Below are 26,766 nucleotides of genomic sequence, written 5' to 3'. Positions count from 1 at the left end.
CGGTACGGCCCGGGCCGCCTGCCGCACGTCGTCGCGTCGGGTTCGGACCGCCTGTCACTCGTCGTCGCGCTCGGCCCGGACCGCCTGTCACTCGTCGTCGCGCTCGGCCCGGACCGCCTGTCACTCGTCGTCGCGCTCGGCCAGGAAGCGTTCGAACTGGGCGGCCAGCTCGTCGCCCGTGGGCATCTGGGTCGTCTCGGCCATCAGGTTCTCCCGCTCCGCGCCGCCCGCGAACGCGTCGTACTGCTGCTCCAGCCCGCTGATGGCGGTCGACAGCTCCGAGGACGCCTGGATCTGCTCCTCGATCTCCGCCGTCGTACGGTGGGCCGCCTCGCGCAGCGCCTCCATCGGGAACACCAGGCCGGTGCCTCGCGTCACCGCCTCCAGCCCGGTCACCGCCGCCGTCGGGTACTCCGCCTGCGACAGGTAGTGCGGCACGTGCACCGCGTACCCGACCGCGTCGTGACCCTTCGCGCCCAGCCGCAGCTCCAGGAGCGCGGCCGCGCTCCCCGGAACCTGGACCCGGCCGAAGGCGCTGGTCTGGGAGTTGATCAGCTCGGGGCGGCTGGCGTGCATGGTGATGCCCAGCGGACGCGTGTGCGGCACCGCCATCGGGATGCCGTGCAGCGTGACGATCTTGCTCACCTTCAGCCGTTCCAGCAGCTCTCCCACCGCGCGGGTGAACAATTCCCACTCCCGGTCCGGCTCCGGGCCGCTCATCAACAGGAACGGCGTGCCCGTGGCGTCATGGGCGACATGGACGGCGAGCTCGGGGCTCTCACACTCGACCCAGCGGTCGGTGTCGAAGGTCATGATGGGCCGCCGGGACCGGTAGTCGAGCAACCGGTCCACGTCGAACGTCGCCACGACCCGGTGCTCCAGCTCGGCCAGCAGGTGGCCCAGCGCGAGGCGTCCGGCGCCGCCCGCGTCGACGAAACCGTCGAAGTGGTACAGCAAAACCGGATCAGTCAGCTCGGGCGCGTCGTCTGCGAGCCTGTAGAGATCCTTCGGGTCGAACACGGTTGGACAGCCTTTCCCTAGGTACTCTTCCCCAGAACCTATGGCGAGTCGGATCGATTCCGCGCAAGGCACCCTATCGAGGCACAATCCGGCATCCGGTCGGAGGCGGGGGTCCGCCCTGGCCGGCGCGGCGGCTCCAGGATGTCGCCCGCCGACGCCGGAGGCTGCCGTTCCGGTCAATCTCGCCATCATCAAAGGTGACATTTTGCTGATGGTGGCGACCGATCATGGTCGCGGGGAGCCCGGTGAATGATCGTCGCGTCTGAATTCGGCGCCGGCCGCGCCTGCGGCCGCGCGCGCGGGCCGCTTCCCCGGGGCGCGCTCACGCAGGAGTCGGCCGTGGTCAGAGCGCTGCCGGGGACGGGAGTCGATCAGCGGGACGGCCCCCCGTCGGCATTGGACCCAGCCTGAATGTTGGCAAATGCCCAGTTTATCCACCAGTTCCCTTGGAGGGATCCATAGTGTGAAAAAGGCATTAAAGGGCTCCAAGTTGACGAGTGTGGCCTTTTGAACAGCCGATCGTCATGCTGAAGGACGTGGCAACTTCTGCGCATTCCTTCAGTAGGCGACCGCTCCACATCCCTCCGCTGCCGTGCCCGTTCCCCAACGAGATCAACGTGCATGCCGCGGAGGTCGACGCGGAGAGCCATACGTGGCTGGCCGCCTCCAACATGCTCAAGGACGCCGACACCATCGAGCACTTCCGGCGTTCCAAGATCGGCCTGCTCGCCGCCCGTACCAACCCCGAGGTGCCGCGTGACAGCCTCCGGCTGATCAACGACTGGTACAACTGGCTCTTCGCGTTCGACGACGCCTTCTGTGAGGGTGAGCTGATGGGCCACCGGGCCTCCGCGCTGGCCCGCGCCCTGCCGCCGCTCCTGGAGATCCTGGACGACCGCAGGAAACCCGACGACGACGACCCCTTCGGGCTCGCCCTCAACGAACTCCTCCACCGCATCGTCTCCACCTCCACCCCGGCGCAGGTGGACCGGTGGCGCATCACGGTCAAGGAGTACCTGTTCGCCCAGATCTGGGAGGCGGCCAACCGCGAGGCCGACCTGATCCCCACCCCGCAGGACTACATCCTGATGCGCCGCATCACCGGAGCCACCTACACCTGCTTCGCCCTCATCGACGCCGGCGGCGGCTACCGTCTTGAGGCCGAGGAGTGGCACCATCCCGACGTACGGATGTTGTCGGACCTGGCCTGCGACCTCATCGGCTGGGACAACGACCTGCTCTCCTACGCCAAGGAGCGCGACAACGACAAGGCCCGGCACAACCTCGTCACCGTGCTGGCCACCCACCGCAACCTCAGCCTCCAGGACGCCCTCCTGGAGGTCTCCGACATGCACAACCAGGCGCTCGCCGCCTTCCTCGACCGGCGCGCCGCGCTGGAGAAGTGGGCCCCGCCGCCCGTCCGCACGTACGTCCGCGGCCTTGAGCACTGGGTGCGCGGGCACATCGAGTTCTCGCTCGGCAGCGCGCGTTACGTGCACGCGTGGCCGGAGGGCACCTGCTGGCCGCAGGCCGTGTGAGGCGCCGGGATCAGTCCTCGGCCGGGGCGTCCAGGTCGCCGAGCGCGAGCGTGGACGCCTCGTCGAGGTCGAGGCGGGCGCCGTTCTCGAAGGCGTTCTTGTAGGCCAGGTCGCCCATCATCGACTTGCAGTCCTCGACGCACGCGTCGTGGTCGTCGGTCAGGAACGGGGCGCCCATCTGCGGCAGGCCGGCCGTCCGCCAGTTCTGCTGCAACGCGCCCAGCAGCTTGGCCGCCGTCGGCGCCTGCTTGAGCGCGATGAGGATGCGCGCGGTCGTCTCCAGCACCAGCAGCGTGCCCAGCGTGTCGTGGAAGTGCCGCTTGATCCGCAGGCCCTCGCGGGCGTTGTGCAGCGCCTCGCCCGGCCTGCCGGTGGCGAGCCTCGTGCGCGACATCGCCCACTGGGCGTACGAGCTGACCCACAGCTCGCCGCGCTCCCGGCACACCTGAAGGCAGTCCTGGAGCAGCGACTCGGCCTCGAACAGCTCGCCCTGCGCCGACAACACCAGCGACAGCTCGACGATCGCGGGCAGCAGGCCCGGGTTGAGCTCCTTGTTGTCGGTGTTGAACTCGATCGCCACGCCCAGCAGCGCGCTGGCCTTCTGCAGGTCGCCCTGGAGCAGCGCGGCCGTGCCCTGCATCTTCGAGGCCAGGATCACCGCCCTTGAGTCGCCCACCCGGACGGCCTCCGTGCTGCACTGCTCGGCCGCCGCCAGCGCGCCCTCGCTGTCACCCTGCGCGCTGCGCACGTAGGACAGCACCCACAGGGCCTTGCAACGCTCCTTGCTCGGCGAGGGGTTGGCCTCCAGCGCGCGTTCGAGGTAGAGCCGCCCCTCTCGGACGAAACCGCAGCACACCCACATGAACCACAACGACGCCAGCAGCGTGAGCGCCGAACCGCTGCGCATGGACGAGGCCAACGCGTGCTCCAGCGCGACCCGCACGTTGTCGTGCTCCTGGCGCATGCGTACGAACCAGTAGATCTGCCGCGGACCCGACCACGCGTCTTCGCTGCGCTGGGCCAGGCTCAGGTAGTACTCCAGGTGGCGCTGCCGCATCTGCTGGGCCTGGCCGAGCTTGTCCAGCCACTCCTCGCCGTACTCGGCCAGCGTGTCGATCAGCTTGTAGCGGACGCCGGAGTGGTGGCTCCTGATCATCAGGATCGACTTCTCCACCAGCCCGGTGACCAGATCGGTGATGTCCTCCGACGGCAGGCGCCCGTCGGAGCAGACGAACCTGGCCGCGTCGAGCTCGAAGTCGCCGGCGAACACCGACAGCCGCGCCCACAGCAGCCGCTCGGCGGGCTCGCACAGCTCGTGACTCCAGCCGATCGCCGCCCGCAGCGTCGCATGGCGCGGCAGCGCCGTACGGCTCGCGCCGGCCAGCAGGCTGAACCGGTCGGCCAGCAGGCCGAGGATCTGCTCGACCGACAGGGCGCGCAGCCGCACCGCCGCCAGCTCGATCGCGAGCGGGATGCCGTCGAGCCTGCGGCACAGCTCGGCCACCGCGCCGATGTTGTCCTCGTCGAGCTGGAAGTCGGGCACGACCGCCCCGGCCCGCAGCGCGAACAACTGCACCGACTCGTTGGTGAACAGGTTCTCCGCCGGGTCGTCGCCGGGCACCAGCAGCGGCGGCACCGGCACCACCTGCTCGTACGGCAGGTGCAGCGACTGCCTGCTGGTGGCCAGCACCTTCAGGTTGGGCGCGGCCTCCAGCAGCTCGTGGACCAGCTCGGCGCAGCCCTGCACGAGGTGTTCGCAGGTGTCGATGATGAGCAGCATGTCGCGTTCGCCGACCCACTCCGACAGCGACTCCGACTCCGCCCGCGAGGACTGGTCGGCGATGCCGAGCGCCGAGGCGATCGTGTGCTTGACCATGCCCGCGTCCTGCAGCCGGGCCAGGTCGGCGAACCACACGCCGTCGGGGTACTGCGTGCGGACCTGGTGCGCCAGCCGCAGCACCGTGCGCGACTTGCCCACCCCGCCGATGCCCGTGACGGTCACCAGCCGGGACTCGGCGAGATGCCGCTTGAGGTTGGCGAGTAACCGGGTCCGCCCCACGAAGCTGGTGAGCTCCGCCGGTAGATTGCCTTCTCTCCGCCAGCCTGTAGGGGTGGCCATGCGCAGCCTCACGGGGGATCGGCGACACCTGCCCTGGCATCGTACCGCCGGGCGCGAGGGCTGTCCGTGGAGCCGGGAAGACGACCGGTGTTGGTTTGTACATCTCGGTAGCATGTTTTCCGTGGACGAATTTCTCCCGGAGCAGACTTCGGACGACACCGACCTCGGCTGGGGCGACTGGCGTGAAGCCGACCCCGACGCCTTCTACCTCGACAACAAGCCTCCGCACTGGGGCTGACCTGGCCGCCCGCGCCCTCCTGCGGCCGGGCGCCCGCCTTCCTGAACCCGGGCCGTTCCTGAATCGGCCCTCCTGATCCCCCTTTCCGGCCCATCGCCCTCCGGCCCGCCCTATCCCGGTACATCACCTCCTGTCGCGCCGAATCCCGCCTGCCCCATTCATGGAACCTCCGGCGCCGGGACGCCGATCGCGGAACGGGCGGAGGTCCGCTGCACGCGCCTCAGAACATCCCGGGCGGAACCCGCGCCGCCTCCGGCACCGGCTGCACCACGTCCCGGTGCTCGACGATCCGCCCGTGGGCCAGCCGCCAGATGTGGACGACGGCGACGCCGCGCGGGTCGTCGTCCGTGGTCATCAGGTGGTGCGGCACCACGTGATCGTCGTCGGCGACGACCCGCTTGAGGTCGAGCCGGGCCCGCGCCACGGGAGCCGCGCGGATGTGGGCGATGAACGCCTCCCGCCCGGAGGGGTTGCCCGGGCTGTGCTCGACGAAGTCCTCGTGCAGCAGTGTGCACGTCGATGTCCCCGGCCGCGAACCGGGTGAAGCCGTCGAGGACCAGGCGCTTGTTGCGGGTGGTCGTGCTGCTGTCGTTCATGGGGGACACCGTCGCGGCGGACCATGCCGAGCAGTGCGATGGTGCTGCGTCTGGCCGGGCATCCGGGCGTCCCGCTGCGGGAGCGCAACCGCCTGCCGGTCGCGGCCGGTCACGCGCCGGTGGTCCGCGAACGGCCGCGGGCGGGCCCGCACCTGGCCTCGGCGCGGAACGTCCTGGAGCAGATCCGCCCGCCAGGTGGCGCGGAGCGGCGACGCCGAGCTGAGCGCGCTGTACGAGGAGGTGCTGTCCTACGGCCTCGCGGGCCATCCACGGCCACCGGATCCGGCCGAGATCGCGCTGCCGGTCCGCATCGGCCACCGCGGAGCGGAGTTGCGTCTCGTCGACACCATCACGACGTTCGGCGCGGCCTTCGACCTCACCCTTGAGGAGATCGCCGTCGAGGCGTGCTTTCCCGCCGACGACGACAGCGCCCGCTTCTTCAGGACGCCGTCCGTCCCGGCATGACCGCCCTTCCCGGATGTCTCAGACTTTTTCCAAAATTCTTCGGGACGCGTGTCGATCCGCCCCCGTCCCGTTCGACGCGTCGATGAAAGAAGGGGGACGGGCACGGACCCGCCCCCGCGACACGCCTCGAAAGGACGACCGGCGACATGCAGAAGATCACGACGTACCTGTGGTTCGACAACCAGGCCGAAGAGGCGGCCGAGTTCTACACCTCGATCTTCGCCGACTCCCGCATCCTGGACGTCCAGCGCTACCCCGAAGGCGCCCCCGGGCCTGCCGGGCAGGCCATGGTGGTCTCCTTCGAGCTGGCCGGACAGCGCTTCCTCGCCTTGAACGGCGGCCCCCAGTTCACCTTCACCGAGGCGATCTCCCTCTACGTCGACTGCGGCTCCCAGGAGGAGGTCGACGACCTGTGGGCCAGGCTCACCGACGGCGGCGAGGAGTCGCAGTGCGGCTGGCTGAAGGACCGGTACGGCCTGTCGTGGCAGATCGTCCCGAGGGCGCTTCAGGAGCTGATGAGCGTGCCGGACCCGGCCGCCGCCCAGCGGGTGATGCAGGCCATGCTGGGCATGCGGAAGATCGAGATCAAGGGCCTGGAGGACGCCGCCAAGGGCGTCAGCTGACCACGTCCTTGCGCCGGAACCTGCGGAAGGCCACGGCGATGAGGATCGCGGCATAGGTGATCGACACCGAGGCGCCCTTGGCCATCCCGCTCCAGTCGAGCTCGGGGGCCAGGGCGTCCAGCCACGCGTTGTTCCAGAACGTCGGCAGGAACTCGCGCAGCGTCCCCAGCGCCTCGACCGCCTGCAGGATGGTGCACACGATCCACAGGCCCACCGCCCCGCCCACCGCGCCGAGCGGCGAGTCGGTCACCGTGGAGACCAGGAACGCCAGGGCCGCCACCACGAGCTGGCTGACCAGGGCGTAACCGATCACGATGCCGAACCGGGGCAGCACGTCGAGCGCCGGGATCGTCTCGCCGGTGCCGGGCACCTGGATGTCGTGCCAGCCGAACGCGACCGTGCCGGCCAGCAGCGCCATCAGCGGCAGGCAGATCACCGCCGCCGCCGAGAAGCCGAGCGCCACGATCAGCTTCTGGCGCAGCAGGCGGTCGCGGGGGACCGGCGCGGCCAGCAGGTAACGCAACGACGACCAGTTGGCCTCGGCGGCCACCGTGTCGCCGCAGAACAGGGCGACCGCCACCACCAGCAGGAAGCTCGCCGACACCGACAGGGCGAAGGCCGCGAAGTTCAGGCCGCTCGCGGTGGCCAGGTCGCTGATCCGCACCGACGACTGCCCCTGGTTGCCCGACTGCGGCCCGAACTGGAACGCGATCACCAGCACCCACGGCAACGCCAGCAGCAGCCCGAACATGACCAGCGTCCGCCGCCGCTTGAACTGCCTGACGATCTCCACGCGCAGCGGCAGCGTGCGGCGCGGCGCGTAGCCGGGCGCGGCGGTCATGATCTGTCTCCGATGAGGTCGAGGAACACGTCTTCCAGGCGCGGGCCGCCGTGCCCGTTGCCGTTGCCCGCCGCCGAGCTCAGCAGCCGCGACACGGGCCCGGTGGAGACCAGCCGGCCGCGGTGCATGACGACCACGTGACTGCAGGTCTGCTCCACCTCCGCCAGCATGTGGCTGGAGACGATGACGGTACGGCCGTCGCGCGCGTAGCGCTTGAGCACCTCGCGCATCTCCCGGATCTGGGGCGGGTCGAGACCGTTGGTGGGCTCGTCGAGCACCAGCAGGTCGGGCAGGCCGAGCATGGCCTGGGCGATGGCCAGCCGCTGGCGCATGCCCTGGGAGTAGGTGCGCACCGCGCGGTCGAGCGCCTTGCCCAGGCCCGCGATCTCCAGCGCCTCCTCGAAGTGGGCGTCGGCGGCGGGACGGCCGGTGGCGGCCCAGTAGAGCTCGATGTTGTCGCGACCGGACAGGTGGGGCAGGAAGCCGGGGCCCTCCACGAACGAGCCCAGCCTGGACAACACGGGCGCGCCTGGCGTGACGGGGTCGCCGAAGATCCGGATCTCGCCGGAGTCGGGGCGGATCAGGCCCATCATCATCCGCATCGTGGTCGTCTTGCCGGCGCCGTTGGGACCGAGGAGGCCGAGGACCTGGCCCTGCTCGACCCGGAACGACAGCCCGTCGACGGCCCGCTCGCCGTTGCGGTACGCCTTGGTCAGCCCGACGATCTCCAACGGCACCTCACGCCCGCCGTCACCGCCGGGCGTCCGCGACGCCGGATCGCCGTCACCGCCCGGCGCCTGCGACGCCGGGTCGTCGTCCGCGCTCGCGCCGGTCTTCCCAGCCGGGCGGCGGCCCGCGGGACGGCCGGTGGCCAGGAGGACGGCGGCGGCGAGAACGGCGGCCAGCGGCATCGCCCACACCCACCAGGCCACCCCGGTCGGCGGCGCGGCGAGCGTGCGGACCGTGGGCACGGCCAGCGCGGGCGAGGCCAGGGAGACGCCGAACGCGGCGGGCTCGGCCGGGGTCGCGAACCCCATGTCCGTCGTGGTCACGACCAGCCGCAACCGGTGGCCCACGGCGAACCGGTGGTCGACGGCCGGCAGGGTCACCGTGGCCTCGGCCGACCCGGCGCCCTCGGGGATCGTGACCCGGAACGGCGCCACCAGCCCCGCGGGCAGCGCCGGCGGCTGGACGGCGTCGGCGACGTCGTAGAGCTTGGCGAACAGGGTCGCCTGGCCCTTGCCCGACACCTTGACCTTGACCGTGGGGCTGCCGGTGAGCTGGAGCGGGGCGGTGAGCGGCGGCGACTCGAACGCCGCGCTCTGGCCCGGCATGTCGATGGACAGACCCGCGCCGCCGCCCTGGCCGCTCAGCAGCCCTCCGACGCCGGGGACGGTCGAGATCGAGGCGGGGGCGCCGCCGGGCGGGTTGACGACGTTCTGCTCGGGGCCGGTGAGCTGCACCGTGGCGGTGTCGGTGCCGGAGAGGCCGGGGTAGGCGGCGGCCTCGGGGTGGAGCCTGATGCGCTGGCGGGTGCCGGGGTCGCGGCCGCCGTCACGGGTGACGGTGAACGCGCTCACCGCGGGCGCGGCCTCGCGCTTGAGATGGCGGGCGAACCAGGCCGAGGACTGGTCGTAGAGCCAGTCGGCCTCGCCGTTGCCGCCGTCGTGGCCGCCGTCGAACCAGGCCATGCTCACCGGCGTGCCGGCGGCGGCGATGGCCCTGGCGTTGGCGTCGGCGTGGGCGAGCGGGAACAGGGAGTCGCGCTGGCCCTGCAGGAGCAGGGTGGGCGCCTTGATCCGGCCGGCCACGGTGACCGGGCTGGATCTGCGCAGCAGCGCGACGGCCTCGGGCGTGGCCCGGCCGGATTCGGCGACCTGCTGGTAGATGTCGCAGATCGCCGGCAGGAAGCGGCCGCACCTGGCCTGCTCGACGGTGAGCGGGGCGGCGGCCTCGCGGCGGGACTGGGCGGCGAAGGTGTCGAGGGAGACGCCCTGGCCGAAGAAGATGCCCGCCCACATGCGCTTGAAGACGCCGTCGGCCACGCCCTGCCCGATCGCGGCCTGGGCGCCCGGCCCGGTGGCGGATCCGCCGGCGGCGTTGGGGAAGAGGGCGTCGGCCAGGTCGGCCCAGGTGATCTGCGGGACGATGGCGTCGACGCGCTGGTCGTAGGCGGCGGCCATCAGGGCGATGGCGCCGCCGTACGAGCCGCCCGTGATGCCCACGCGAGGGTCGCCGGCGGTGTCGAGCTGCACCTCGGGCCGCTTGGCCAGCCAGTCGAGGAGCTGCTTGACGTCTTTGACCTCGTAGTCGGGCGAGTTGAGCGCGATCTCGCCCGTGGAGCGGCCGAAACCGCGCGCGGACCAGGTCAGCACGGCGTAGCCGTCCTGGGCCAGGCGCGCGGCCTGCTGGCGGACGCTCTGCTTGCTGCCGCCGAACCCGTGGGCGACCAGCACGGCGGGCGCCTTCCCGCCGCCGGCGGGCGGGAAGAAGGTGGCGTCGAGCTCCACCCGCTGGTCGTCGGCGGGCCCGTCGACGACCGTGATCCGCTGGTCCTGACCGCGCGCCTGCGCGGCCGACGGCCACACCAGCCACGTCGTCACCCCGATGACGGCGAGCACCGCGACCAGCGCGGCCACACGTTTCATGGCGGTGAGCCTACTTTCCGCACCTGAGAGATCCCTGAGACGGCCGTCGCCGGGCGGCCGTCGTCAGCCGAGGATCGCGTAGACGGTCGAGGCGTGCGCGGCCGGGTCGCCGTCGCCGTCGGGCGTCAGCGTGACCTCCGAGAAGGCCAGCGAGCGCCCCAGCTTGGTGACGCGCACGTCGAGCAGCACGTCGCGGCCCACCACCGGCCGCTGGAACGTGGTCGACTGCTGCACGGTGGTCATCGGCACGAACCCGCCCCTGGCGGAGGAGATCGCGACGACGGTGGCGGTGTCGGCGGCGGCCATCATCGCCTGGCCGCACAACCCGCCGCCTTCCCTGGCCAGGGAGTCGGACCAGGGGAGCCGGACGACGGCGTGGCGCTCGCCCACCTCCTCCACCCGCAGCCCGAGCTCCTGGATCCAGGGAGCGAAGTATTGACGGAGAATCGCCTGTGCGTCTTCTGGAGTCACGCGCTCATCATGCACGCTGGAGGGCATGGCGGAGGAGCGGAGCGAGCGTCCTGTGGATAACTCCGAGCAGCGGGAGGAGGAGCGCGACCTGGCCGAGGTGTTCCTGCCGTCCACCTACGCGGCGGACGTCCCCTACGACCTGTACGCCCGGCTCCGCCGGGAGAGCCCCGTGTGCTGGATCCCCGAGCCGGCCGTCGGCCCCTGGCGCGAGGGCCCCGGCTACTGGGGCGTGTTCCGGCACGCCGACGTCAAGCGGGTGCTGCGCAGCCCCGACGACTTCTCCTCCCACCTCGGCGCCACCCAGATCCGCGACCCTGACACCCCTGCCGACCTGGAGTTCGTCCGGTCGATGATGCTCAACATGGACCCGCCCGACCACTCCAGGCTGCGCCGGATCGTGGCGGCCGCCTTCACGCCGCGCGCGGTCCGCGCCCTGGAACGCACGATCAAGGACCGGGTGGCGGCGCTGCTCGCGCCCGGCGAGTGCGACTTCGTCGAGGTGGCCGCCGACCTGCCGGTCTGGACGCTGGCCCACGTGATGGGCGTGCCCGAGCAGGACAGGCGGCTGCTGTACGACTGGGCCTCCCGCGTCATCGGCTACCAGGACGACGACTACGCCGGCCTGTCCACGGCCGAGGTCGAGTCCCTGACGCCCGTGGGCCGGCTGGCGGTCGCCGCCCGTCCCGAGCTCGAACCGGGGATGAACCCCAGGTCCAGGGCCGCGCTGGCGGACATGTTCGCCTATGCCCACGCCCTGGCCGACACCCCGCACGAGTCCGTCATGTCCGCCATGAGGAAGGGCGGCCTGACCGGCGCCGAGTTCGAGAACATGTTCTTCCTGTTCGCCGTCGCCGGGAACGAGACCCTGCGCAACGGCATCCCCGGCGGCCTGCTCAGCCTGCTGCGCCACCCCGCCGAGCTGGCCCGCCTGCGCGCCGACCCGTCGCTGCTGGAGTCCGCGGTCGAGGAGATGCTGCGCCACTGGCCTCCGGTGATGGACTTCCGCCGTACGGCCACCCGCGACCTGACGCTCGGCGGCCGGCGCATCCAGGCAGGCGAGAAGGTGGTCGTCTACCACGCCTCGGCCAACCGCGACCCGGCCGTCTTCGCCGACCCCGACCGCTTCGACGTGGCCCGTACCCCCAACGACCACGTCAGCTTCGGGTTCGGCCCGCACTTCTGCCTCGGCGCCCACCTCGCCCGCGTCCAGCTCCGGGCGGTCTTCACCGAGCTGCTCGCCTGGGACGTCGAACTCGCCGGCCCCCCGGTACGCCTCACCTCCAACTTCCAGAACGGCCTCAAACACCTCCCGGTACGCCTGACCCGCCGCCCGGCCTGACGGCCCCCTCTCGACCAGACAAATGAGACATCTGAGACCGATGGGCCGGATGACCGTAAGATTTGCGCCGTGAAGTCACCAGCATCGTTCAAGAAGGCCGCAGCGTGGGCCTTGCCGTACTGGACCAGAGGCCAGGCGGGGCGCGAGACGCCGCAAGACCTGTTCCGGGTGCTCTACTTCGGATGGCTGGTGGCGCTCACGCTCAAGCTCCTCGGCTCGGCCTGGGACGTCTCGTGGCACTTCAAATGGCTGCGCGACGACCTCGCCCCGCCGCACCTGCTCAACTCCGCCGGCACCGCCCTCGTCGTCGTGCTGACCGTCGTCCACGGCTACACCGGCTACGGCGTCGACAAGGCGGCGCTGCGGCTCATCCAGTGGGGAACCGGGATCTTCCTCGTCGCGGTGCCGCTCGACCTGATCAACCACCGCGTCAACGGGCTCGACATCACCTCGTGGAGCCCGTCGCACATCATGCTCTACGTTGGAACGTTTTTCATGATCATGGGCGTGATCAGGGGCTGGTTCATGGGGGCGCCCCCGGGCCGGGAGCGCACGGTCGTGCTGGGCGCGTTCCTCGCGTTCTTCCTGGAGAACGTGCACTTCCCCGAGCAGCACCAGGAGTACGGCATCCTGTCGCTCGGCGCCTGGGACAACCACGCCACCTACGCCGAGCCGATCCTGCTGCGCTTCGCCGCCGACCAGATGGGCCGTCCGGTCGACCGGATCATGATGGCCGGGTTCACCCTGCCGGTGCCCGACTACCTCTACCCGGTCTACGCCGTCGTCGGCGGGTTGTCGGTGCTGGTCGCGGCCAGGCTGCTGATCGGCAGGTTCGGCGCGGCGACGCTGGTGGCCGGCGCGTACGTCGGGTTCCGCACGCTGATCTGGCCGCTGCTCACCTTCGGCGGCTTCCCGCCGTCGGCGGTGCCGTTCTTCTTCGTGGCGGCCGGGCTGCTGGTTGACCTGGCGTTCCTGGTGCGCGTCCCGGCCGTGCGCGCCGTCGTGGGGGCGGCCGCGGTGACCGCCGGCGCCTACGGCGCGCTGGTCGTGCAGAACGCGGCCCTGGGGCCGGTCTACGGCGCGATCAAGGGCCAGACCGGCCTGTACGGAGCCCCGCCCCTGGTCACGTCGTCGGCCCTGTGGGCCGGGCTCGGCCTGATGGTCGCCTGGCTGGCCGCCGAATGGCTCGCCGGGCGGCGCGACCGGCGGGCTCAGCCGATCGAGGCCCGGGTGATCGCGACCGCCACCCCGTAGGCCAGGCCCATCACGCCCACCTCGGCCGCCGTCCAGCTCACCAGGGCGGTGGCCCCGCCGCGGCGGATCACCGGCAGCAGGCGGAAGCGGATGTGGGCCGCCAGCGGCACCAGCAGCGCCACCAGCGCCGTCTTGATCACGACGAGCACGCCGTAGTGGCTGGTCACGATCGCGCCGGGCAGCTCGACGCCGGGCGTGAGGGCCATCGTGCCGAGCCCCGTGACCAGCCCGGACAGCGAGACCAGCAGCAGGCAGACGGTGGCCATCCTGGAGAACTTCGGCAGCGCCACGGCCAGCAGCCCCCGGTGGGGGGCGACGAACACGGCCGTGGCGGCCAGGCCGCCCGCCCAGGCCGCCGCGCCCATCACGTGGATCTCCATCGAGATCATGATGGGGTCGTGCCAGACGGAGTTGACCGCGTGCCCGGTGACCGGGATGGGCAGCAGCCCGAACAGCGCCACGATGATCCGCAGCTCCGCGGGCACCTTCTCGCCGAACCTGACCGCCATCAGCCCGATGCCCGCCGCCGCCAGCGCGCACGCCGCGCTGAACAGCAGCCCCTGCCCGGTGCCGACCTCCTCGACGTAGGAGGCGATCAGGCCGAACGTGGGCACCCGGCCCGGATTGAGCTCGGCCGTCTGGAACACGATGGTGAGCAGCGCGCAGATCGCCCACGCCCAGGCCGCCAGCACGGCGAGCGGACGCACCCGGCGCAGCACCGGCTCGGTGGCCTCGGGGTCGTCGAAGCCGAGCAGCTTGGGCACCAGGCTCAGGCCGACCACGGCGACGGCGGCCAAGTCGAGCAGCACCCGGACGACCGGCAGGCCGTAGGCCACGACCGGCCCCGGCATGGGGATGCCCGGCACGGACTCCTGGGCGGTGAACGTGGAGGCCGCCACGGCGGCGACGATCCCGCACACGACGAAGGCGCCGGCGACGAGCCGCCCGCCCACCACCTGCTGCCCGGAACGGGAGGAGACGGTCGCGGTCACGCCCGCGTCCCCTCCGACTCCGATGCCGGCTCCGGCTCCGGCTTCGACACCGGCTCCGCAGAGGCGGGCCCGGGAGCCGGGGCGGCGCGGCGGAGGGCGACGGCGGTGCCCGCGGCCAGCAGCAGCAGCGCGGCCACGATCCACACGACGGCCATGCCGGCCCCGCCGTTGGCCGCCGCCTCGGCCGCCTCGGCGCTGTCGCCCTGCTCGGCCTGCCCGGCCGAGACGCCGGTCGCGGAGGCGGCCATGGTGAAGCTGATCTTCCCGGTCACCGGGTGGCCGTCGGAGGACAGGATCCGGTAGCCCACCACGTACGAGCCGCCCGCGGGCAGCGGCCTGACCTTGACGGAGACCCGCTCGGCGGCCACCTCCGCCGCGCCGTCGGCCCACGCGGAGCCGTCCGCCCCCGTCACGCCCACCTGCGCGTAGCCCTGGCGCACCGCCTGGTCGAACACCAGCGTCACCCGCGCGGGCGAGGCGGACAGCGTGGCGCCGTCCTTCGGATCGCTGCCGACCAGCACGTTGTGCGCCTGCGCGGGCAGGGCGAACCCGACCGCGGCGCACGCGAGCAACAGGACCGTGAGTAGCCGCCTCACCGATCAAAACCTTCCATCGAACGAGTCTCGAACCCGTATATGGTCCCACCCATGACGGACCTCTTCGGCGGCGCGGCGCCCTACTACGCCAAGTACCGGCCCGGTCACGGCGATCCGGCCATCGATCGGCTGGCCCGCGCGTTCGGCCCGGACGCCGTCGTGCTCGACCTCGGCTGCGGCCCGGGGACGATCGCGATCCCGCTGGCCGGGCGGGTGCGCGAGGTGCTCGCCGTGGACCCCGACGAGGAGATGCTGGCCGAGGGGCGGCGGCTGGGGGCGGGCGTGCCCGGCGTCCGGTGGCTGCGCGGCGACTCGACGACGCTGCGGGAGCTGCCGCCGTTCGGTCACGTCGTGATGGGCAGGTCGTTCCACTGGATGGACCGCCGCGCGGTGCTGGCCGACCTCGACGCGCTGCTGCCGCCCGGCGGCGTCGTCGCCCTCGTCGGCCCCACCCGCGACCCCGCCGAGGAGCCGTGGGAGCCGGTCATGCGCCGGGTGCGCGAGGAGTTCGGGGTGAACACCTGGACGGCCGCCGGCTCCTTCCAGCAGACCGGCGAGCACCACCACGACGTGCTGGCCGCCTCGCCCTTCGCCGACCTGGAGTCCGGCCGGTACGAGCAGCGCCTGGCCTACGACCTCGACGCCGTGCTCGGCCTGCAGCTCTCCTACTCCTACACGGCCCCGGCCAGGCTCGGCGACCGCCTGCCCGCGTTCGTCGCGGCGGCCAGGGCTGCCCTGGCGGCCGCCGAGCCGTCGGGCCGCTGGGAGCTGACGGCGACCACCGAGGTCCTCATCGCCCGCCGTCCCGCGCCTGACAGCCGTCCCGCCTGACGGGCGGCCGGGGCTCAGCGCCGGGTGAGCCGGCGGACGGCGAGGCCCGCCACCCGCACCGCCGCCGACGGCCACAGCCGGGCGGCGCGCCAGGCGATCCGCCCCGAGGCGGGCGCCACGATCAGCGCCTTGTTCCTGGCCACCCCGCGCAGGACGTCCGCGGCCAGCGCGTCGACGGGGTAGAGCCGCCCCTGCGCCCGCACCGCCGCGCTCCTGGCATGGGCGGCGATCTCGTTCTGCGGCAGCCCCGGGTTGGCGTGGTCGAGCAGCGGCGTGTCGATGAACCCCGGGCAGACCACGCTCACCCGCACCCCGTACGCCGCCGCCTCGGCCCGCAGCCCCAGCGAGAGCCCGACCACGGCGTGCTTGCTCGTCGTGTACGGCAGCATCAGCGGCGCGGGCACCAGCCCGGCCAGCGAGGCGGTGTTGACGATGTGCCCGAAGCCCTGGTCCACCATGATCGGATAGGCCGCGTGCACGCCGTGGACGACGCCGCGCAGGTTGACGTCGATGGTCCGGTTCCAGTGGTCGAGCGTCAGCTCACGGGTGCGGCCGCCGACCGCGATGCCGGCGTTGTTGAACAGGAAGTCGAGCCGCCCGCGTTCGGCCTTCACCCGGGTGAGCAGCGCGGCCACGGCCTCGGCGTCGGTGACGTCGAGGCGGGCGAACTCCAGCCCGAGGTCGGCGGCGGCCTGCTTACCGGCCCGCTCGTCGACGTCGGCGATCACCACCGTCACGCCCCTGCGCCGCAGCTCCCGCGCCACCGCGCGGCCGATCCCGGACGCGCCCCCGGTCACCACCGCGACCTTCACCGGCGCGGCTCCGCCCATATCCCCATGGCCTGCCACACCTTCCTGCTGACGACGTTGACGAGCCCGATCTCGGCGCACAGCTCGCGCGTCCGGCTCACCGAGTCGCGGATCTCCCGCCGGGCGGCCGGGTTGTCGCGGTAGATCTCCGCCACGACGCGGGGCGGGACGCGGAAGTGCCTGATCAGCGGGCCGGGCGGCGCGAGCATGATGCGGGCCATCACGCCGAGCACGACCGGCGAGATCAGGCTCAGCAGCACGCGCCGGTGGCGGGGCATGCGCGGCACCCGGCTGCGGAGGTAGTGGCGGGCGAAGGAGATGTGCCTGGCCTCCTCCGCGATGTGGATGCGCATGATCGTCTCTTCCAGCGGATGGTGGGCCCGGCCGTCCTTCAGCACCTTACGCTGCACGTGGTCGATCGGGTCCTCGCCACCCAGGACGAAGACGAAGAACAGCTCGGTGGAGACCAGCGGGATCCAGGGCGCGATCTGGGCGACCAGGGACAGCGGCCGCGGCATGCCGCGTATCGGGAGCTTCGTGCGGTTCACGAACTCCTGGAACATCATCCCGTGATGTCCCTCTTCGATGGTCTCGTGGTAGACGTACCGGAACTCGGGGGAGCCGTTCGGCAGGCGGTAGGCGTAGTTGAGCAGGCCGCGCTTGAGCAGGTTCTCGAACTGCAGGCCGATCTTCATGGCGGTGGCGACCCGCCACAGGCCGATCCTGGCGCGGACCTCGGGGGAGCGGCTGCGGTACCAGGGGTGGCCGCCCAGCTTGTCGACCTCGGGCAGCTCCCAGCGCGGATCGGCCTGGTCCACGAGGAACTCCGGGTCGTCCCACGGGATGTCGCGGTAGGGCTCCCAGTGCTTGTCGACCGACGCCTTCGACAGGCGTTCGACGACCGCCTCGTAGGCGCTTCGGTCGGTGACCCTCTCGTCGTTCTCCCTGGCGGCGGCAGAGCTCGGTGCGGATGTCATCGCGGGTGCTCCTCTCCTCGCCCCAACAATTGTACGAAGGATCCAATAGGCGGGGAAGAGGTGCCCGGGTCACAGGTTCTCGACGGGCAGCCCCAGCTCTCCGGCGACCGCCGTACGCAGCAGGACGGCGGCCCGGCGGCGCGAGAGCACGTGGGGATGCACGTGCGTCTGGACCGCCAGGCCGTCGATGAGCGCGAAGATGCGCCAGGCCGCCTCCTCCGGGTCGCCGCAGGCGAAGGCGCCCGAGCGGACGCCGTCCTCGATGATCGAGCGCAGCAGCGAACGGCTGCGCGCGTCGATCCGGCGGGAGATCTCCTCCAGCTCCGGGCTGCGCATCGCCTCGGCCCAGGCGTCGATCCACAGCCGCCACTCGTCCGAGGGGATCGCCGGCGAGCAGCGCCGCAGCAGGGCGCGCAGGCGTTCGAGCGGGCCGGCGGGGGAGTCCTCGATGTCGGACAGCGCGTCGAGCTGCAGCCTGGCCGCGTAGCCGAACGCCTGCGCGAACAGCCGGTCCTTGGTGTCGAAGTGGTAGAAGAGCAACGCCTGGCTGACGCCCGCCGCGCGGGCGATGTCGAGGGTCCGGGTGTGACCGAACCCCTGCTCGGCGATCACTTCGCAGGCCGTCTTGAGGAGGTCTTCGCGCCTTAATCGGCTGAAACTGGGTGTCACAGCGAGTAACTCTAACTACTGATCAACGGTATTTGTAGGACAAACCGGGCGCCGCGTTCGGAGGGCTCGATGGTGAGCGTGCCCTCGTGGGCCTCGGCGATCTCGCGGGCGATGGACAGGCCGAGCCCGGTGCCCCCGGCGTCCCGGCGGCGGGAGTCGGCCAGCCGGGTGAACCGCCGGAAGACGGCTTCGCGCTGGTCGGGGGCGATGCCCGCGCCGTCGTCGAGCACTTCGAGCACCGCCTGGCCCTGCTGTTCACCCACAGTCACAGTGATCATGGTATCGGCGTGCCTCTCGGCGTTGTCGAGCAGGTTGGCCAGCAGGCGGGACAGCCGCAGCGCGTCGCCCTCGACGACCATGCCCGAGCGCAGCCGCGTCTCCACCGGCTTGCGCTCCGGACGCCGGACCAGCTCCTCGCGCACCAGCCTGGCCAGGTCCACCGGCTCGCGGCGGCCGGGCGCGCCGGCCTCCAGCCGGGCCAGGGTCAGCAGATCGCCGACGATGTTCTGCAGGCGGTCGAGGCCCTCGATCACGCGCCGGCCGGTCCGGGGCCAGTCGGCCTCCTCGGGGGCGAGCATCGCCTCCTCCACCTGCGTCCGCATCGCCGCGATCGGGCTGCGCAGGTCGTGGGAGGCGTCGGAGGCGAACCTGCGCTGCTGCTCCACCGCGCGTTCGAGCCGGTCGAGGGTCTCGTTCACGGTACGGGCGAGGTCGTCGAGCTCGTCCCGGTGCCGTCCTCTGGGCACCCGGCGGCCGAGGTCGGTGGCGGTGATCTCGGCCAGTTCGTTCCTGATCGCCGAGACCGGGGTCAGCGCCTTGCGCGCGGTCAGCCAGGCCACGCAGGCGGTGACGGCGGCCAGCAGCAGCACGCCGAGCGCGGTGACCGGCAGGTACAAGGGGCTGATGTACCAGGGAAGCGCGGGGGTGTAGGCGTAGACCATCCAGGGCCGGCCCTCGACGTGCGCCCGGAAGCCGACGGTGATCAGGCAGTGGACGCCACGCAGCCGGTTCGTGCAGGTCGTGGTGTCCAGGCGGGCGTCGTCGCCGGTGGCGGTGTCGGAGCTGAGCGGCGGCAGCCCCGTCAGGCGGGGGCTGGCCTGCCGGATCCGGCCGTCGGTGTCGACGACCTGGATGAGGTCGGTGCCCTCGGTGACGGCCACGGGCCGCAGGCGGCCGGGGGCGTCCCGCTCGACGACGAAGGCGATGCGGCGCGCGGCGCCGGCGGTCTGCTCGACGAGGAAGCCGGTGGCCAGCGTGTGCACGAGCGGCATGACGAGGAGCGCGGTGACGCCGTAACCCGCCAGTGCGCACAGCAGGGCGGCCAGCGTCAGCCGCCGTTGCACGGACCAGCGTCTGAACATGCGCACGCACCCCTCCGACGACCAGGTGATCACAGGAGGCGGAAGTGGTCCTAATTAGCGGAGTTTCGGCGACAAATGCGGCCGAAAGGCGCTCCAGAGCATTGCTCTATGCGTGCCGCCGCGACCTGACTAGAGTAAGTGAACACTGATGCCAAGGAGTCGATGTGGACCTTGCAGAGTATCGGCGTGCCGCCGCGGAGTGGCTGCGCGACAACGTCCCGGCCGACGATCAGTCAGGGGACGACGCCCTCGCCCGCGCCAAGGAGTTCATGGCCAGGCTCTACGACGCCGGCTACTCCGGCATCACCTGGCCGCGGGAGTGGGGCGGCCAGGGCCTGACGCAGGCCGAGGAGCGCGCCTTCGCCGCCGAGGCCCGTGACTACACCCTCCCCACGTACGTCTTCTCCATCGGGCTCGGCATGACCGGGCCGACGCTGGTGGACCGGGGCACCGACGCGCAGCGCGAGAGGTTCGTCCGGCCGCTGCTGCGCGGCGAGGAGGTCTGGTGCCAGCTGTTCTCCGAGCCGGGCGCCGGCAGCGACGTGGCCAGCCTCCAGACCCGCGCCGTGCGCGACGGCGACACCTGGGTGGTCAACGGCCAGAAGGTCTGGACGTCGGTCGCCCACCACGCCGACTGGGGCCTGCTGCTGGCCCGCACCGACGTCGAGGTGCCCAAGCACCGCGGCCTGACCATGTTCGTGGTGGACATGCACCACCCCGGCGTGACGGTCAGGCCGCTCAAGGACATGTCCGGCCGGGCCAACTTCAACGAGATCTTCTTCGACAACGTGACGATCCCCGACGAGCACCGCATCGGCGAGGTCAACGACGGCTGGAGCGTGGCCGTCACCACCCTGCTGCACGAGCGGCTGTCGATCTCCGCGGGCGTCGGCATGGGCGGGCAGAAGGACAACCCGGCCACCTTCGAGGCGCTGCGCGAGACGCTCGACACCAGCGACCCGCTGGTCCGTGACCAGCTCGTCGAGCTGCACATCCGCAGCCGCGCGCTGGCCCTGTTCAACCAGCGGCTGGCCCAGGAGACCAGGGCGGGCATCTTCCCCGGCGCCCGCGGCAGCGCCGCCAAGCTGCTGCTGGCCGAGCTGACCCTGTTCCAGGCCGACCTCGCCACCCAGCTCGCCGGCCCGGAGTCCGTGGTCGGCGACCACCCGCTGTCCCGGTCGATCTCGCTGGCCCCCGGCATGGCGCTGGGCGGCGGCACCAACGAGATCATGCGCAACATCGTCGGCGACCGCGTCCTCGGCCTGCCGCCGGAGCCGCGGACGGACAAGACCGTGCCGTTCAAGGACCTGAAGGTGGGGACGCAGGGGTGAAGCTCGTACTCAGCCAGGAACAGCGGCAGCTCCGCGAGGCCGCGCGCGACTTCCTGAGCGCCGCCTCGCCGCTGCGCAAGGCCCGCGAGGGCTACGACCCCCAGGTGTACGCCCGGCTCAACGGCGAGCTCGGCCTGTCCGGCCTGGTCGTCCCCGAGGAGCACGGCGGCGCCGGGGCCGGGCTCGCCGACCTCGCGGTGGCCCTGGAGGAGACCGGCGCCGCGCTGCTGCCCGGCCCCTTCCTCGCCACCCAGTTCGCCGCGCTCGCGCTCACCCAGGTGCCCGACAAGGAGCTGCTGGGCGGCATCGCCGAGGGCCGCGTCGCCGCCACGCTCGTCCAGCCCGAGAGCGACCTCGCCTTCGACGGCACGGCCGTCACCGGCGACCTGCCCCGGGTGCTGTCCGGCATGGAGGCGGACGTGCTGCTCGCGCCCGCGCCCGGCGACGGCGGCGTGCTGCTGGTGGCCGTCGACCTGGCCGGCCCCGGCGTCACCCGGACGCCGCTGGAGACGCTCGACCTCACGCGCGGCCAGGCGCGGGTCACCCTGGAGCGCGCCCCCGCCCGCGTGCTCGGCCGTCCGCCCGCCGGCAGCGGCATCGGCGACCGGCTGTGCGTCGCGCTCGCCGCCGAGCAGCTGGGCGTGCTGCGCGCCTCGCTGGACGCCATCGTCGCCTACGCCAAGATCCGCGTCGCCTTCGGCCGCTACATCGGCTCGTACCAGGGCGTCAAGCACAAGCTCGCCGACATGCACGGCAAGCTCGAACAGGCCGAGTCGATCGTCAGGTACGCCGCCTGGGCCGCCGACGAGTCGCCCGCCGAGCTGCCCGGCGCCGCCGCCCTGGCCCAGGCGTACGTGGGCCGCGCCTGCTTCGAGGTCGCCCGCGACCACCTGCTCCTGCACGGCGGCATAGGTTTCACCTGGGAGCACGACGCGCACCTGTTCTACAAGCGGGCCAAGACCGACGAGGTGCTGCTCGGCCCGCCCCGCATCCACCGGGCCCGTCTCGCGGAACTCCTGGAGTTGTAGATGGACATCAGCGGCCTTCCCGGCTTCTACGCCATCGCCGCCGCCGACCCCGGCCGCCTGGCCGTGATCGACACCGACGGCACGCGGACCACGTACGGCGAGCTGCTCGCCCGGGTCAACCAGGTCTCCCACGGCCTGCGGGCCCGCGGCCTCGGCAAGGGCGACGTGGTCGCCGGCGTGCTGACCAACGGCATCGACGCCGTCGTCATGCTCATGGCGACCGGCCAGATCGGGCTCTACTACGTGCCGGTCAACTGGCACCTCACCGAGTCCGAGGTGTCCTACATCCTGGCCGACTGCGACGCCAAGGTCGTGGTCACCGACGCCGCGCACGCCGTGCCGGGCGCCGAGATCGGCACGTCCGGGCTGGCCGAGGGGCAGCCCGCGGACGCCCCCGGCGACCGCACGGCCGGGGCGGTCATGTGGTACACCTCCGGCACCACCGGCTTCCCCAAGGGCGTGCAGCGCGCGCTGCCCGACGCCGAGCCGGAGGCCATTGTGCCGCTGTACACGTGGTTCCTCGGCGAGGTCGTCGACCTCACGCCGGGCGACGGCGTGCACCTGGTGACCTCGCCGATGTACCACTCCGCGCCCTGCGCGCACACCCAGTTCGCGCTGCACCTCGGGCACACGGTGGTGATCACGCCCAGGTTCGACCCGGTCGACATCCTGGAGCTGATCCAGCGCCACCACGTCACCAACGCCATGATGGTGCCGACCATGTTCCACCGCATGCTCCAGCTCCCCGAGGACGTCCGGGCCAAGTACGACGTGTCAAGCCTGCGCCAGGTCATCCACACGGCCGCGGCCTGCCCGGTCGCCGTCAAGAAGGCGATCATGGACTGGTGGGGCCCGGTGCTGTACGAGTACTACGGCTCCACCGAGTCCACGATCGCCTTCTCCGTCAAGCCGCACGACTGGCTGGCCAGGCCCGGCACGGTGGGCCGCCCGGCGCCGACGTTCGAGGCCAAGGTCTGCGACGAGAAGGGCGAGGAGCTGCCGCCGGGCGAGCCCGGCATGATCTACGTCAAGTCCTCGATGGGCTCCTTCGAGTACCGCAAGGACCCGGCCAAGACCGCCGCCAGCATGCTGGGCGATTGGTACGCCCCCGGCGACATCGGCTACCTCGACGACGACGGGTTCCTGTTCCTGTGCGACCGGCGCACCGACCTGATCGTCTCCGGCGGGGTGAACATCTACCCCGCCGAGATCGAGGCCGCGCTGCTGGAGCATCCCGCGGTGGCCGACGTCGCGGTCATCGGCGTGCCCGACGAGGAGTGGGGCCACAACGTGGTCGCGCTCGTCCAGCCCGCCGAGGGCGTCGAGCCGGGCCCCGCGCTCACCGCCGAGCTGCTCGAACACTGCGGGCCGCGGCTCGCCCGGTTCAAGCACCCGAAGGTCGTCGAGTACCGCGACCGGCTGCCGCGCACCCCCACGGGCAAGCTGTCGCGCTCGAAGGTGCGCGAGGGTTACCTGGCCGAGGCGGGGAACACCAGCTCCTCGCTGTAGTCGCGGCCGTCGCCGAGGTAGAAGCGGGTGGCGAGGGTGCGGCCGGCGGTGTCGAAGAGCGTGGTCCACAGCGTGCGGAACGGTACGGCGGCCTCCTCCGCGGGCCGCACCGCGCGCAGGCTGTCCCGCAGGTCGCCGGCGGACATGGTGGCGCCCTTGCTGCGCTCGTACAGGGTGCGCAGCCGGCCGTAGGTGCCCAGGCTCGCCGGGGTGTCGGCGGGCAGGGCCGTCGGGTCGGGGTGGCGGTGCAGGAGGTGGTTGGTGACGCACAGCGGGCCGTCGCCGAACTCGACGGCGTGCTCGGTGCCGTCCGGGCCGCGCTCCCACACGAACGCCTGGCCGTGGGCGTCGGCGATCAGGTAGTGCAGGGGCAGGCCGAGGTCGTACTGCTTGGCCCCCAGCAGCGCCTGCCTGGCCTGGGCCGCGGTCTCGCAGGTGTCCATGAGGAACCGGGGCAGTTGCAGGCTGCCGAGCCCGACCTGCGGGGCGTCCTGCCGCGGCGGGGTGGCGGTCTCGGCGTCGGCGATCAGCAGCATGACGGCCAGGCCCGCCTCGTTGATCCCGTCGATGCAGCCGTCCAGGCCGTTCATGGTGATGACGGTCGAGGCGAGCCCCTCGTCGGGCACGGTGCTGATCACGTACGGGCGGGCGGCCATGGGCAGCTCGCCGGGGAGGGCCGGCTCGCCCATGAGCCGGCTGGTGGTGTCCAGGAAGAAGTCGTAGTTGCGGCCCACCCTGCCGCGCCCGTCGGCCGAGGCGGACGGCGGGCACCACAGGGCCGAGCAGGCGGCGCCCACGGGCACGAAGTTCCAGCCGTCGAGGGCCAGCTCGTCCTGGTCGGGGTCGAGGCCGAGCGCCGCGGCGGCGCCGTCCATGCGGGCGTGGTGCTGCGGCCAGTTCCGTTCGAACCAGGACATCCTCGCTCTGATCACCGCCGGGTCGGCGGCCCTGGGCGACCAGCCGAGCCTGCGGGCCTCCTCGGTGAGCACCCGGCCGATCTCGAACTGGCTGCCGGTGACGGTCAGGTGCGTGACAAGCTGGAAGTCGTCATTGCCGCCGGCCACGTAGGTCATGTTCGTCATGCCGCCGATGCTGCCGCCGCCCGCTGACCGGGCTCCTACCGCCCGCTGACCGCCCGGCGGAAGGCGATCAGCCGGTCAGCTTCTGCACCTGCTGGACGACCACCAGGACGGTCAGCGTCCCGAAGAACGCCACCGACCAGACCAGCGCCCCCAGCCGGTACGACCTGACCCTGATCGCCGCCGGCAGCGCCCGCCGGTTCAGCACGATCAGCAGGATCGAGTACACGAACATCATCACCGCCGCGAAGCACGCCGAGAACACCAGCAGGATCAGCGGCTGGTCGAGCCCGAGCAGCAGGATCGCGATCCCGACCAGCGTCATCGCCCAGACGGTGACGAAGTACACCCGGTTCACCGAGACGGGCCGGTCGCGCAGGTAGACCGTCTTGATGGTGTCCGAGGCCAGCCGCGAGGTGTAGTCGACGATGCCCATGGCCGAGGCGAACAGGGCCAGCGCGCCGATCAGCCAGAACAGGATCCCGAACCACGTGCCGACCGCGCCCTGCAGCACCTCGCCCTCGACCTTCAGGAAGCCGATGTCGTTCCTGCCCGCCACCTCCGGCCGGCCGAAGACCGTCGAGTAGGCCAGCATCGACATCAGCCCGATCGTCAGGAACGACACCAGCGCGAACGTCGCGCCCTGCTCGGCGTTGGCGAAGCGCCACCACCGGCGCCAGCGCGCCAGGTTGTCGTGCGTCGGCGGGAACTGGAAGCCGGTCGAGGCGGCCGCCTCCTCCTCGCCGGTGACCGGGCTGACCAGGCGCGGGACGTACGAACCCATGCCGAAGCCCTTGTCGCGGATCCAGTTGCTCTGGCACAGGTTCTGGCCGCCGCCCGCCCCGGCGTAGGCGACGGCGCCCATGAGCACGGCGATCCCGAGCTCCCCGGCCGGGAAGCGGGCGCCGACGGTGAGCCCCCTGCCCAGCTCGACCCAGCTGTCGGCGTTGATCGCGAACAGGCTCGCGACCACCGCCAGCGTGGCCACCAGGGCGATCTTCACGAAGATCACCCGTTCCAGGGCCGTGTAGATCACCGGCGCCAGCGTCAGGCCCAGCGCGATCACGACGAGCATGCCGATCGCGATCCAGCGCACCCCGCCCGCCCCGGCCCCGGTCAGGTACGTCACCATCGTGGCCGACGTGGTCACCCACCCCGGCCACAGGTTCGAGGCCAGCGTCATCACGACGAACACCAGCCCCCAGTGCCGCCACATCCGGCTGAACCCGGTCAGCGCGGTCTCGCCGGTGGCCAGCGTGTACCGCTCGATCTCCATGTTCAGGAACCACTGGGTGACGATGCCGACCGCCGCGCCCCAGACGAACACCAGCCCCACCTGGGAGGCGATGTAGGGCCACAGGATGAACTCGCCCGACGCCAGCCCCACCCCCGCCCCGACCAGCCCAGGACCGATGACGCGCCAGGTCGAGCGGGGAGGGTCGGGCAGGTCGCGGACGGCGACGGAGGGCAGGACGCGCGCGGGGACGGTGGGGGTGAAGTCCGTCATGCGGATCTCCTCGTTCGGCTTCCCGTACCGTCACCTTACGCAGATCGCTTACGGCGGTGAACTATCCGGTCAGGGTCACCACGTAGTCCCCGTGGTCGGTGAGCCCGTCCACCCGGCCGCCGGAGTCCATCAGGCCGCCCAGCACCTCGCGCATCGCCGCCCGCCAGGCCCTGGCCGCCGCCGGGTCGTGCACGCGCAGCCGTTCGACGTCGTGCGGCGTGCCCACCAGCACGACGCCCGCGTCCGACGGCCGCACGAGCGGGCCGGAGCCGTCCTCGGCCAGCACCCGGGGGCGGCCTTCTGCCGGTTCCACCCGTGGCCCGAGCGGGCGCTCGTCCAGCGGCCACACCGCCAGCAGGCGGTCGGAGGAGTCGCCCTCGTTGATCGCGTCGGCCATGACGCCGTAGAAGTCGCGCAGGTACTCCTGCGGGCGGGCGCCCAGCTTGACCAGGTTGAACCGGGCATTGCGGCGGACGAGCGGATCGAAGGTCCAGGTGACGCGGTCGAGGCCCCGGTCCAGGCACCAAACCCGCTGGTGCAGCTTGAGCGCGTAGCCGATGCCCCGGCCGATCGAGGCGCCCGTGACGTGCGAGTGCAGCGCGCCCTCCGCCGCCCGGAAGCCCACCGACGCGCCCACCAGCACGTCGTCCTCGTACGCGCCGGCCACGTAGTTGCCGGTGTGCGCGAACCCGGCCATCAGCTCGACGCTGACCGGCGCGTTGCCCGGATCGGGCCGCCAGATCTCGTCGAACAGCCGGAAGACCTGCGCGAACTCCCCCATCTCGTGCAACTCGCGGATCGTCACGCCACTCTTGGCCGCCGCCTCGGCGGCCTCCTCCCGGCTCGTCATGCCCCCACTATGCCCGCCGGACGGCGACATGCCCGCCCGCGGTCCGCGGACGGGCATGGTCAGGGGCTGCCGGGG

At 72.0% G+C, this 26,766-nt stretch carries 24 protein-coding genes; 9 read left to right on the top strand and 15 right to left on the bottom strand.

Translation table 11 applies throughout. The annotated features are described in order from the left end of the window. Positions 1–120: 120 nt before the first annotated feature. Entirely contained in the window at positions 121–1,020 is a 900-nt protein-coding gene (locus ACIBST_RS30235; protein WP_397176552.1) for a proteasome assembly chaperone family protein, read from the bottom strand. Positions 1,021–1,637: 617 nt separating this feature from the next. Between ACIBST_RS30235 and ACIBST_RS30230 the strand changes: the two genes are divergently transcribed. Next, the gene (locus ACIBST_RS30230; protein ID WP_397176550.1) at positions 1,638–2,558 is read left to right on the top strand and encodes a hypothetical protein; all 921 of its coding nucleotides are present in this window, start codon (positions 1,638–1,640) and stop codon (positions 2,556–2,558) included. A gap of 10 nt (positions 2,559–2,568) precedes the next feature. On the opposite strand, the gene ACIBST_RS30225 is transcribed toward ACIBST_RS30230, so the two are convergent. Then, positions 2,569–4,617, bottom strand: coding sequence for an ATP-binding protein (locus tag ACIBST_RS30225; RefSeq protein ID WP_397176548.1), 2,049 nt, complete (start codon positions 4,615–4,617; stop codon positions 2,569–2,571). Between the two features lie 518 nt (positions 4,618–5,135). Then, positions 5,136–5,420: a nuclear transport factor 2 family protein gene (locus tag ACIBST_RS30220; protein WP_397176615.1), complete on the bottom strand. Its 285-nt coding sequence runs from the start codon at positions 5,418–5,420 to the stop codon at positions 5,136–5,138. 286 nt (positions 5,421–5,706) lie between these two features. On the opposite strand from ACIBST_RS30220, the gene ACIBST_RS30215 reads away from it, so the two are divergent. Next, positions 5,707–5,976, top strand: a complete 270-nt coding sequence (locus tag ACIBST_RS30215; protein ID WP_397176547.1) for a hypothetical protein — start codon at positions 5,707–5,709, stop codon at positions 5,974–5,976. 146 nt (positions 5,977–6,122) lie between these two features. Continuing rightward, positions 6,123–6,599: a VOC family protein gene (locus tag ACIBST_RS30210; protein WP_397176546.1), complete on the top strand. Its 477-nt coding sequence runs from the start codon at positions 6,123–6,125 to the stop codon at positions 6,597–6,599. Here ACIBST_RS30210 and ACIBST_RS30205 read toward each other — a convergent pair. The 3 genes from ACIBST_RS30205 to ACIBST_RS30195 form a co-directional block, all read right to left on the bottom strand. Further along, positions 6,592–7,440, bottom strand: coding sequence for an ABC transporter permease subunit (locus ACIBST_RS30205; protein ID WP_352359061.1), 849 nt, complete (start codon positions 7,438–7,440; stop codon positions 6,592–6,594). The genes ACIBST_RS30210 and ACIBST_RS30205 overlap by 8 nt on opposite strands. Continuing rightward, a complete protein-coding gene (locus ACIBST_RS30200) occupies positions 7,437–10,088 on the bottom strand; it encodes a CocE/NonD family hydrolase (protein ID WP_397176544.1) in 2,652 nt (883 codons plus the stop codon). Before ACIBST_RS30200 ends, ACIBST_RS30205 begins: the two co-directional genes overlap by 4 nt. Before the next feature lie 63 nt (positions 10,089–10,151). Continuing rightward, positions 10,152–10,559: a PaaI family thioesterase gene (locus tag ACIBST_RS30195; RefSeq protein ID WP_352321529.1), complete on the bottom strand. Its 408-nt coding sequence runs from the start codon at positions 10,557–10,559 to the stop codon at positions 10,152–10,154. 25 nt (positions 10,560–10,584) lie between these two features. On the opposite strand from ACIBST_RS30195, the gene ACIBST_RS30190 reads away from it, so the two are divergent. Both ACIBST_RS30190 and ACIBST_RS30185 read left to right on the top strand, forming a co-directional pair. Next, positions 10,585–11,898 (top strand): cytochrome P450, encoded by a 1,314-nt coding sequence (locus tag ACIBST_RS30190; RefSeq protein WP_397176542.1) that lies wholly within the window; start codon positions 10,585–10,587, stop codon positions 11,896–11,898. Between the two features lie 69 nt (positions 11,899–11,967). Next, entirely contained in the window at positions 11,968–13,152 is a 1,185-nt protein-coding gene (locus ACIBST_RS30185; RefSeq protein WP_397176540.1) for a hypothetical protein, read from the top strand. Here ACIBST_RS30185 and ACIBST_RS30180 read toward each other — a convergent pair. Further along, the gene (locus ACIBST_RS30180) at positions 13,110–14,144 is read right to left on the bottom strand and encodes a CopD family protein (protein ID WP_397176539.1); all 1,035 of its coding nucleotides are present in this window, start codon (positions 14,142–14,144) and stop codon (positions 13,110–13,112) included. The genes ACIBST_RS30185 and ACIBST_RS30180 overlap by 43 nt on opposite strands. After that, the gene (locus tag ACIBST_RS30175; protein WP_397176537.1) at positions 14,141–14,740 is read right to left on the bottom strand and encodes a copper resistance protein CopC; all 600 of its coding nucleotides are present in this window, start codon (positions 14,738–14,740) and stop codon (positions 14,141–14,143) included. The genes ACIBST_RS30180 and ACIBST_RS30175 overlap by 4 nt, the downstream gene beginning before the upstream one ends. Before the next feature lie 51 nt (positions 14,741–14,791). Here ACIBST_RS30175 and ACIBST_RS30170 point away from each other — a divergent pair, with 51 nt between their 5' ends. After that, a complete protein-coding gene (locus ACIBST_RS30170) occupies positions 14,792–15,571 on the top strand; it encodes a class I SAM-dependent methyltransferase (protein ID WP_397176535.1) in 780 nt (259 codons plus the stop codon). Positions 15,572–15,585: 14 nt separating this feature from the next. Here the strand turns inward: ACIBST_RS30170 and ACIBST_RS30165 are convergent, their stop codons facing one another. The 4 genes from ACIBST_RS30165 to ACIBST_RS30150 all read right to left on the bottom strand — a co-directional run bounded on the left by ACIBST_RS30165 (position 15,586) and on the right by ACIBST_RS30150 (position 19,387). After that, positions 15,586–16,383: an SDR family NAD(P)-dependent oxidoreductase gene (locus tag ACIBST_RS30165; protein WP_397176533.1), complete on the bottom strand. Its 798-nt coding sequence runs from the start codon at positions 16,381–16,383 to the stop codon at positions 15,586–15,588. Further along, the gene (locus tag ACIBST_RS30160; RefSeq protein ID WP_397176531.1) at positions 16,380–17,357 is read right to left on the bottom strand and encodes a diiron oxygenase; all 978 of its coding nucleotides are present in this window, start codon (positions 17,355–17,357) and stop codon (positions 16,380–16,382) included. Before ACIBST_RS30160 ends, ACIBST_RS30165 begins: the two co-directional genes overlap by 4 nt. A 69-nt stretch (positions 17,358–17,426) precedes the next feature. Continuing rightward, positions 17,427–18,026, bottom strand: coding sequence for a TetR/AcrR family transcriptional regulator (locus tag ACIBST_RS30155; RefSeq protein WP_397176529.1), 600 nt, complete (start codon positions 18,024–18,026; stop codon positions 17,427–17,429). A gap of 11 nt (positions 18,027–18,037) precedes the next feature. Next, entirely contained in the window at positions 18,038–19,387 is a 1,350-nt protein-coding gene (locus ACIBST_RS30150) for an ATP-binding protein (RefSeq protein ID WP_397176527.1), read from the bottom strand. A 164-nt stretch (positions 19,388–19,551) separates the two neighbouring features. Here ACIBST_RS30150 and ACIBST_RS30145 point away from each other — a divergent pair, with 164 nt between their 5' ends. Genes ACIBST_RS30145 through ACIBST_RS30135 form a run of 3 tightly spaced genes read left to right on the top strand, consistent with a single transcriptional unit; the run spans position 19,552 to position 23,255 of the window. Next, on the top strand, positions 19,552–20,718 hold the full coding sequence (locus ACIBST_RS30145) for an acyl-CoA dehydrogenase family protein (protein WP_397176525.1): 1,167 nt from the start codon (positions 19,552–19,554) through the stop codon (positions 20,716–20,718). Continuing rightward, positions 20,715–21,746, top strand: coding sequence for an acyl-CoA dehydrogenase family protein (locus tag ACIBST_RS30140; protein WP_397176524.1), 1,032 nt, complete (start codon positions 20,715–20,717; stop codon positions 21,744–21,746). Before ACIBST_RS30145 ends, ACIBST_RS30140 begins: the two co-directional genes overlap by 4 nt. Further along, positions 21,747–23,255 (top strand): AMP-binding protein, encoded by a 1,509-nt coding sequence (locus tag ACIBST_RS30135; protein WP_397176522.1) that lies wholly within the window; start codon positions 21,747–21,749, stop codon positions 23,253–23,255. Here the strand turns inward: ACIBST_RS30135 and ACIBST_RS30130 are convergent. The 3 genes from ACIBST_RS30130 to ACIBST_RS30120 all read right to left on the bottom strand — a co-directional run bounded on the left by ACIBST_RS30130 (position 23,216) and on the right by ACIBST_RS30120 (position 26,691). Then, positions 23,216–24,337: a C45 family autoproteolytic acyltransferase/hydolase gene (locus tag ACIBST_RS30130; protein ID WP_397176520.1), complete on the bottom strand. Its 1,122-nt coding sequence runs from the start codon at positions 24,335–24,337 to the stop codon at positions 23,216–23,218. The genes ACIBST_RS30135 and ACIBST_RS30130 overlap by 40 nt on opposite strands. 67 nt (positions 24,338–24,404) lie before the next feature. Then, on the bottom strand, positions 24,405–25,841 hold the full coding sequence (locus ACIBST_RS30125; protein ID WP_397176518.1) for an Nramp family divalent metal transporter: 1,437 nt from the start codon (positions 25,839–25,841) through the stop codon (positions 24,405–24,407). A 61-nt stretch (positions 25,842–25,902) separates the two neighbouring features. Further along, positions 25,903–26,691 carry a GNAT family N-acetyltransferase gene (locus tag ACIBST_RS30120; RefSeq protein WP_397176516.1) on the bottom strand — a complete coding sequence of 263 codons (789 nt, stop codon included), beginning with the start codon at positions 26,689–26,691 and terminating at the stop codon, positions 25,903–25,905. Positions 26,692–26,766 lie beyond the last annotated feature (75 nt).

Origin of the sequence: Nonomuraea sp. NPDC049684, from assembly GCF_044465345.1 — a bacterium.
In the GTDB taxonomy this organism is placed as follows: domain Bacteria; phylum Actinomycetota; class Actinomycetes; order Streptosporangiales; family Streptosporangiaceae; genus Nonomuraea.
This window is presented reverse-complemented; position numbering and strand designations above follow the sequence as displayed.

Excerpts from the sequence above, each read along its gene's own strand:
- ACIBST_RS30210 (WP_397176546.1), top strand. The coding sequence starts at position 6,123 with ATGCAGAAGATCACGACGTACCTGTGGTTCGACAACCAGGCCGAAGAG.
- ACIBST_RS30205 (WP_352359061.1), bottom strand. The coding sequence starts at position 7,440 with ATGACCGCCGCGCCCGGCTACGCGCCGCGCCGCACGCTGCCGCTGCGC.
- ACIBST_RS30200 (WP_397176544.1), bottom strand. The coding sequence starts at position 10,088 with ATGAAACGTGTGGCCGCGCTGGTCGCGGTGCTCGCCGTCATCGGGGTG.
- ACIBST_RS30190 (WP_397176542.1), top strand. The coding sequence starts at position 10,585 with ATGGCGGAGGAGCGGAGCGAGCGTCCTGTGGATAACTCCGAGCAGCGG.
- ACIBST_RS30170 (WP_397176535.1), top strand. The coding sequence starts at position 14,792 with ATGACGGACCTCTTCGGCGGCGCGGCGCCCTACTACGCCAAGTACCGG.
- ACIBST_RS30160 (WP_397176531.1), bottom strand. The coding sequence starts at position 17,357 with ATGACATCCGCACCGAGCTCTGCCGCCGCCAGGGAGAACGACGAGAGG.
- ACIBST_RS30150 (WP_397176527.1), bottom strand. The coding sequence starts at position 19,387 with ATGTTCAGACGCTGGTCCGTGCAACGGCGGCTGACGCTGGCCGCCCTG.
- ACIBST_RS30135 (WP_397176522.1), top strand. The coding sequence starts at position 21,747 with ATGGACATCAGCGGCCTTCCCGGCTTCTACGCCATCGCCGCCGCCGAC.
- ACIBST_RS30130 (WP_397176520.1), bottom strand. The coding sequence starts at position 24,337 with ATGACGAACATGACCTACGTGGCCGGCGGCAATGACGACTTCCAGCTT.
- ACIBST_RS30125 (WP_397176518.1), bottom strand. The coding sequence starts at position 25,841 with ATGACGGACTTCACCCCCACCGTCCCCGCGCGCGTCCTGCCCTCCGTC.
- ACIBST_RS30120 (WP_397176516.1), bottom strand. The coding sequence starts at position 26,691 with ATGACGAGCCGGGAGGAGGCCGCCGAGGCGGCGGCCAAGAGTGGCGTG.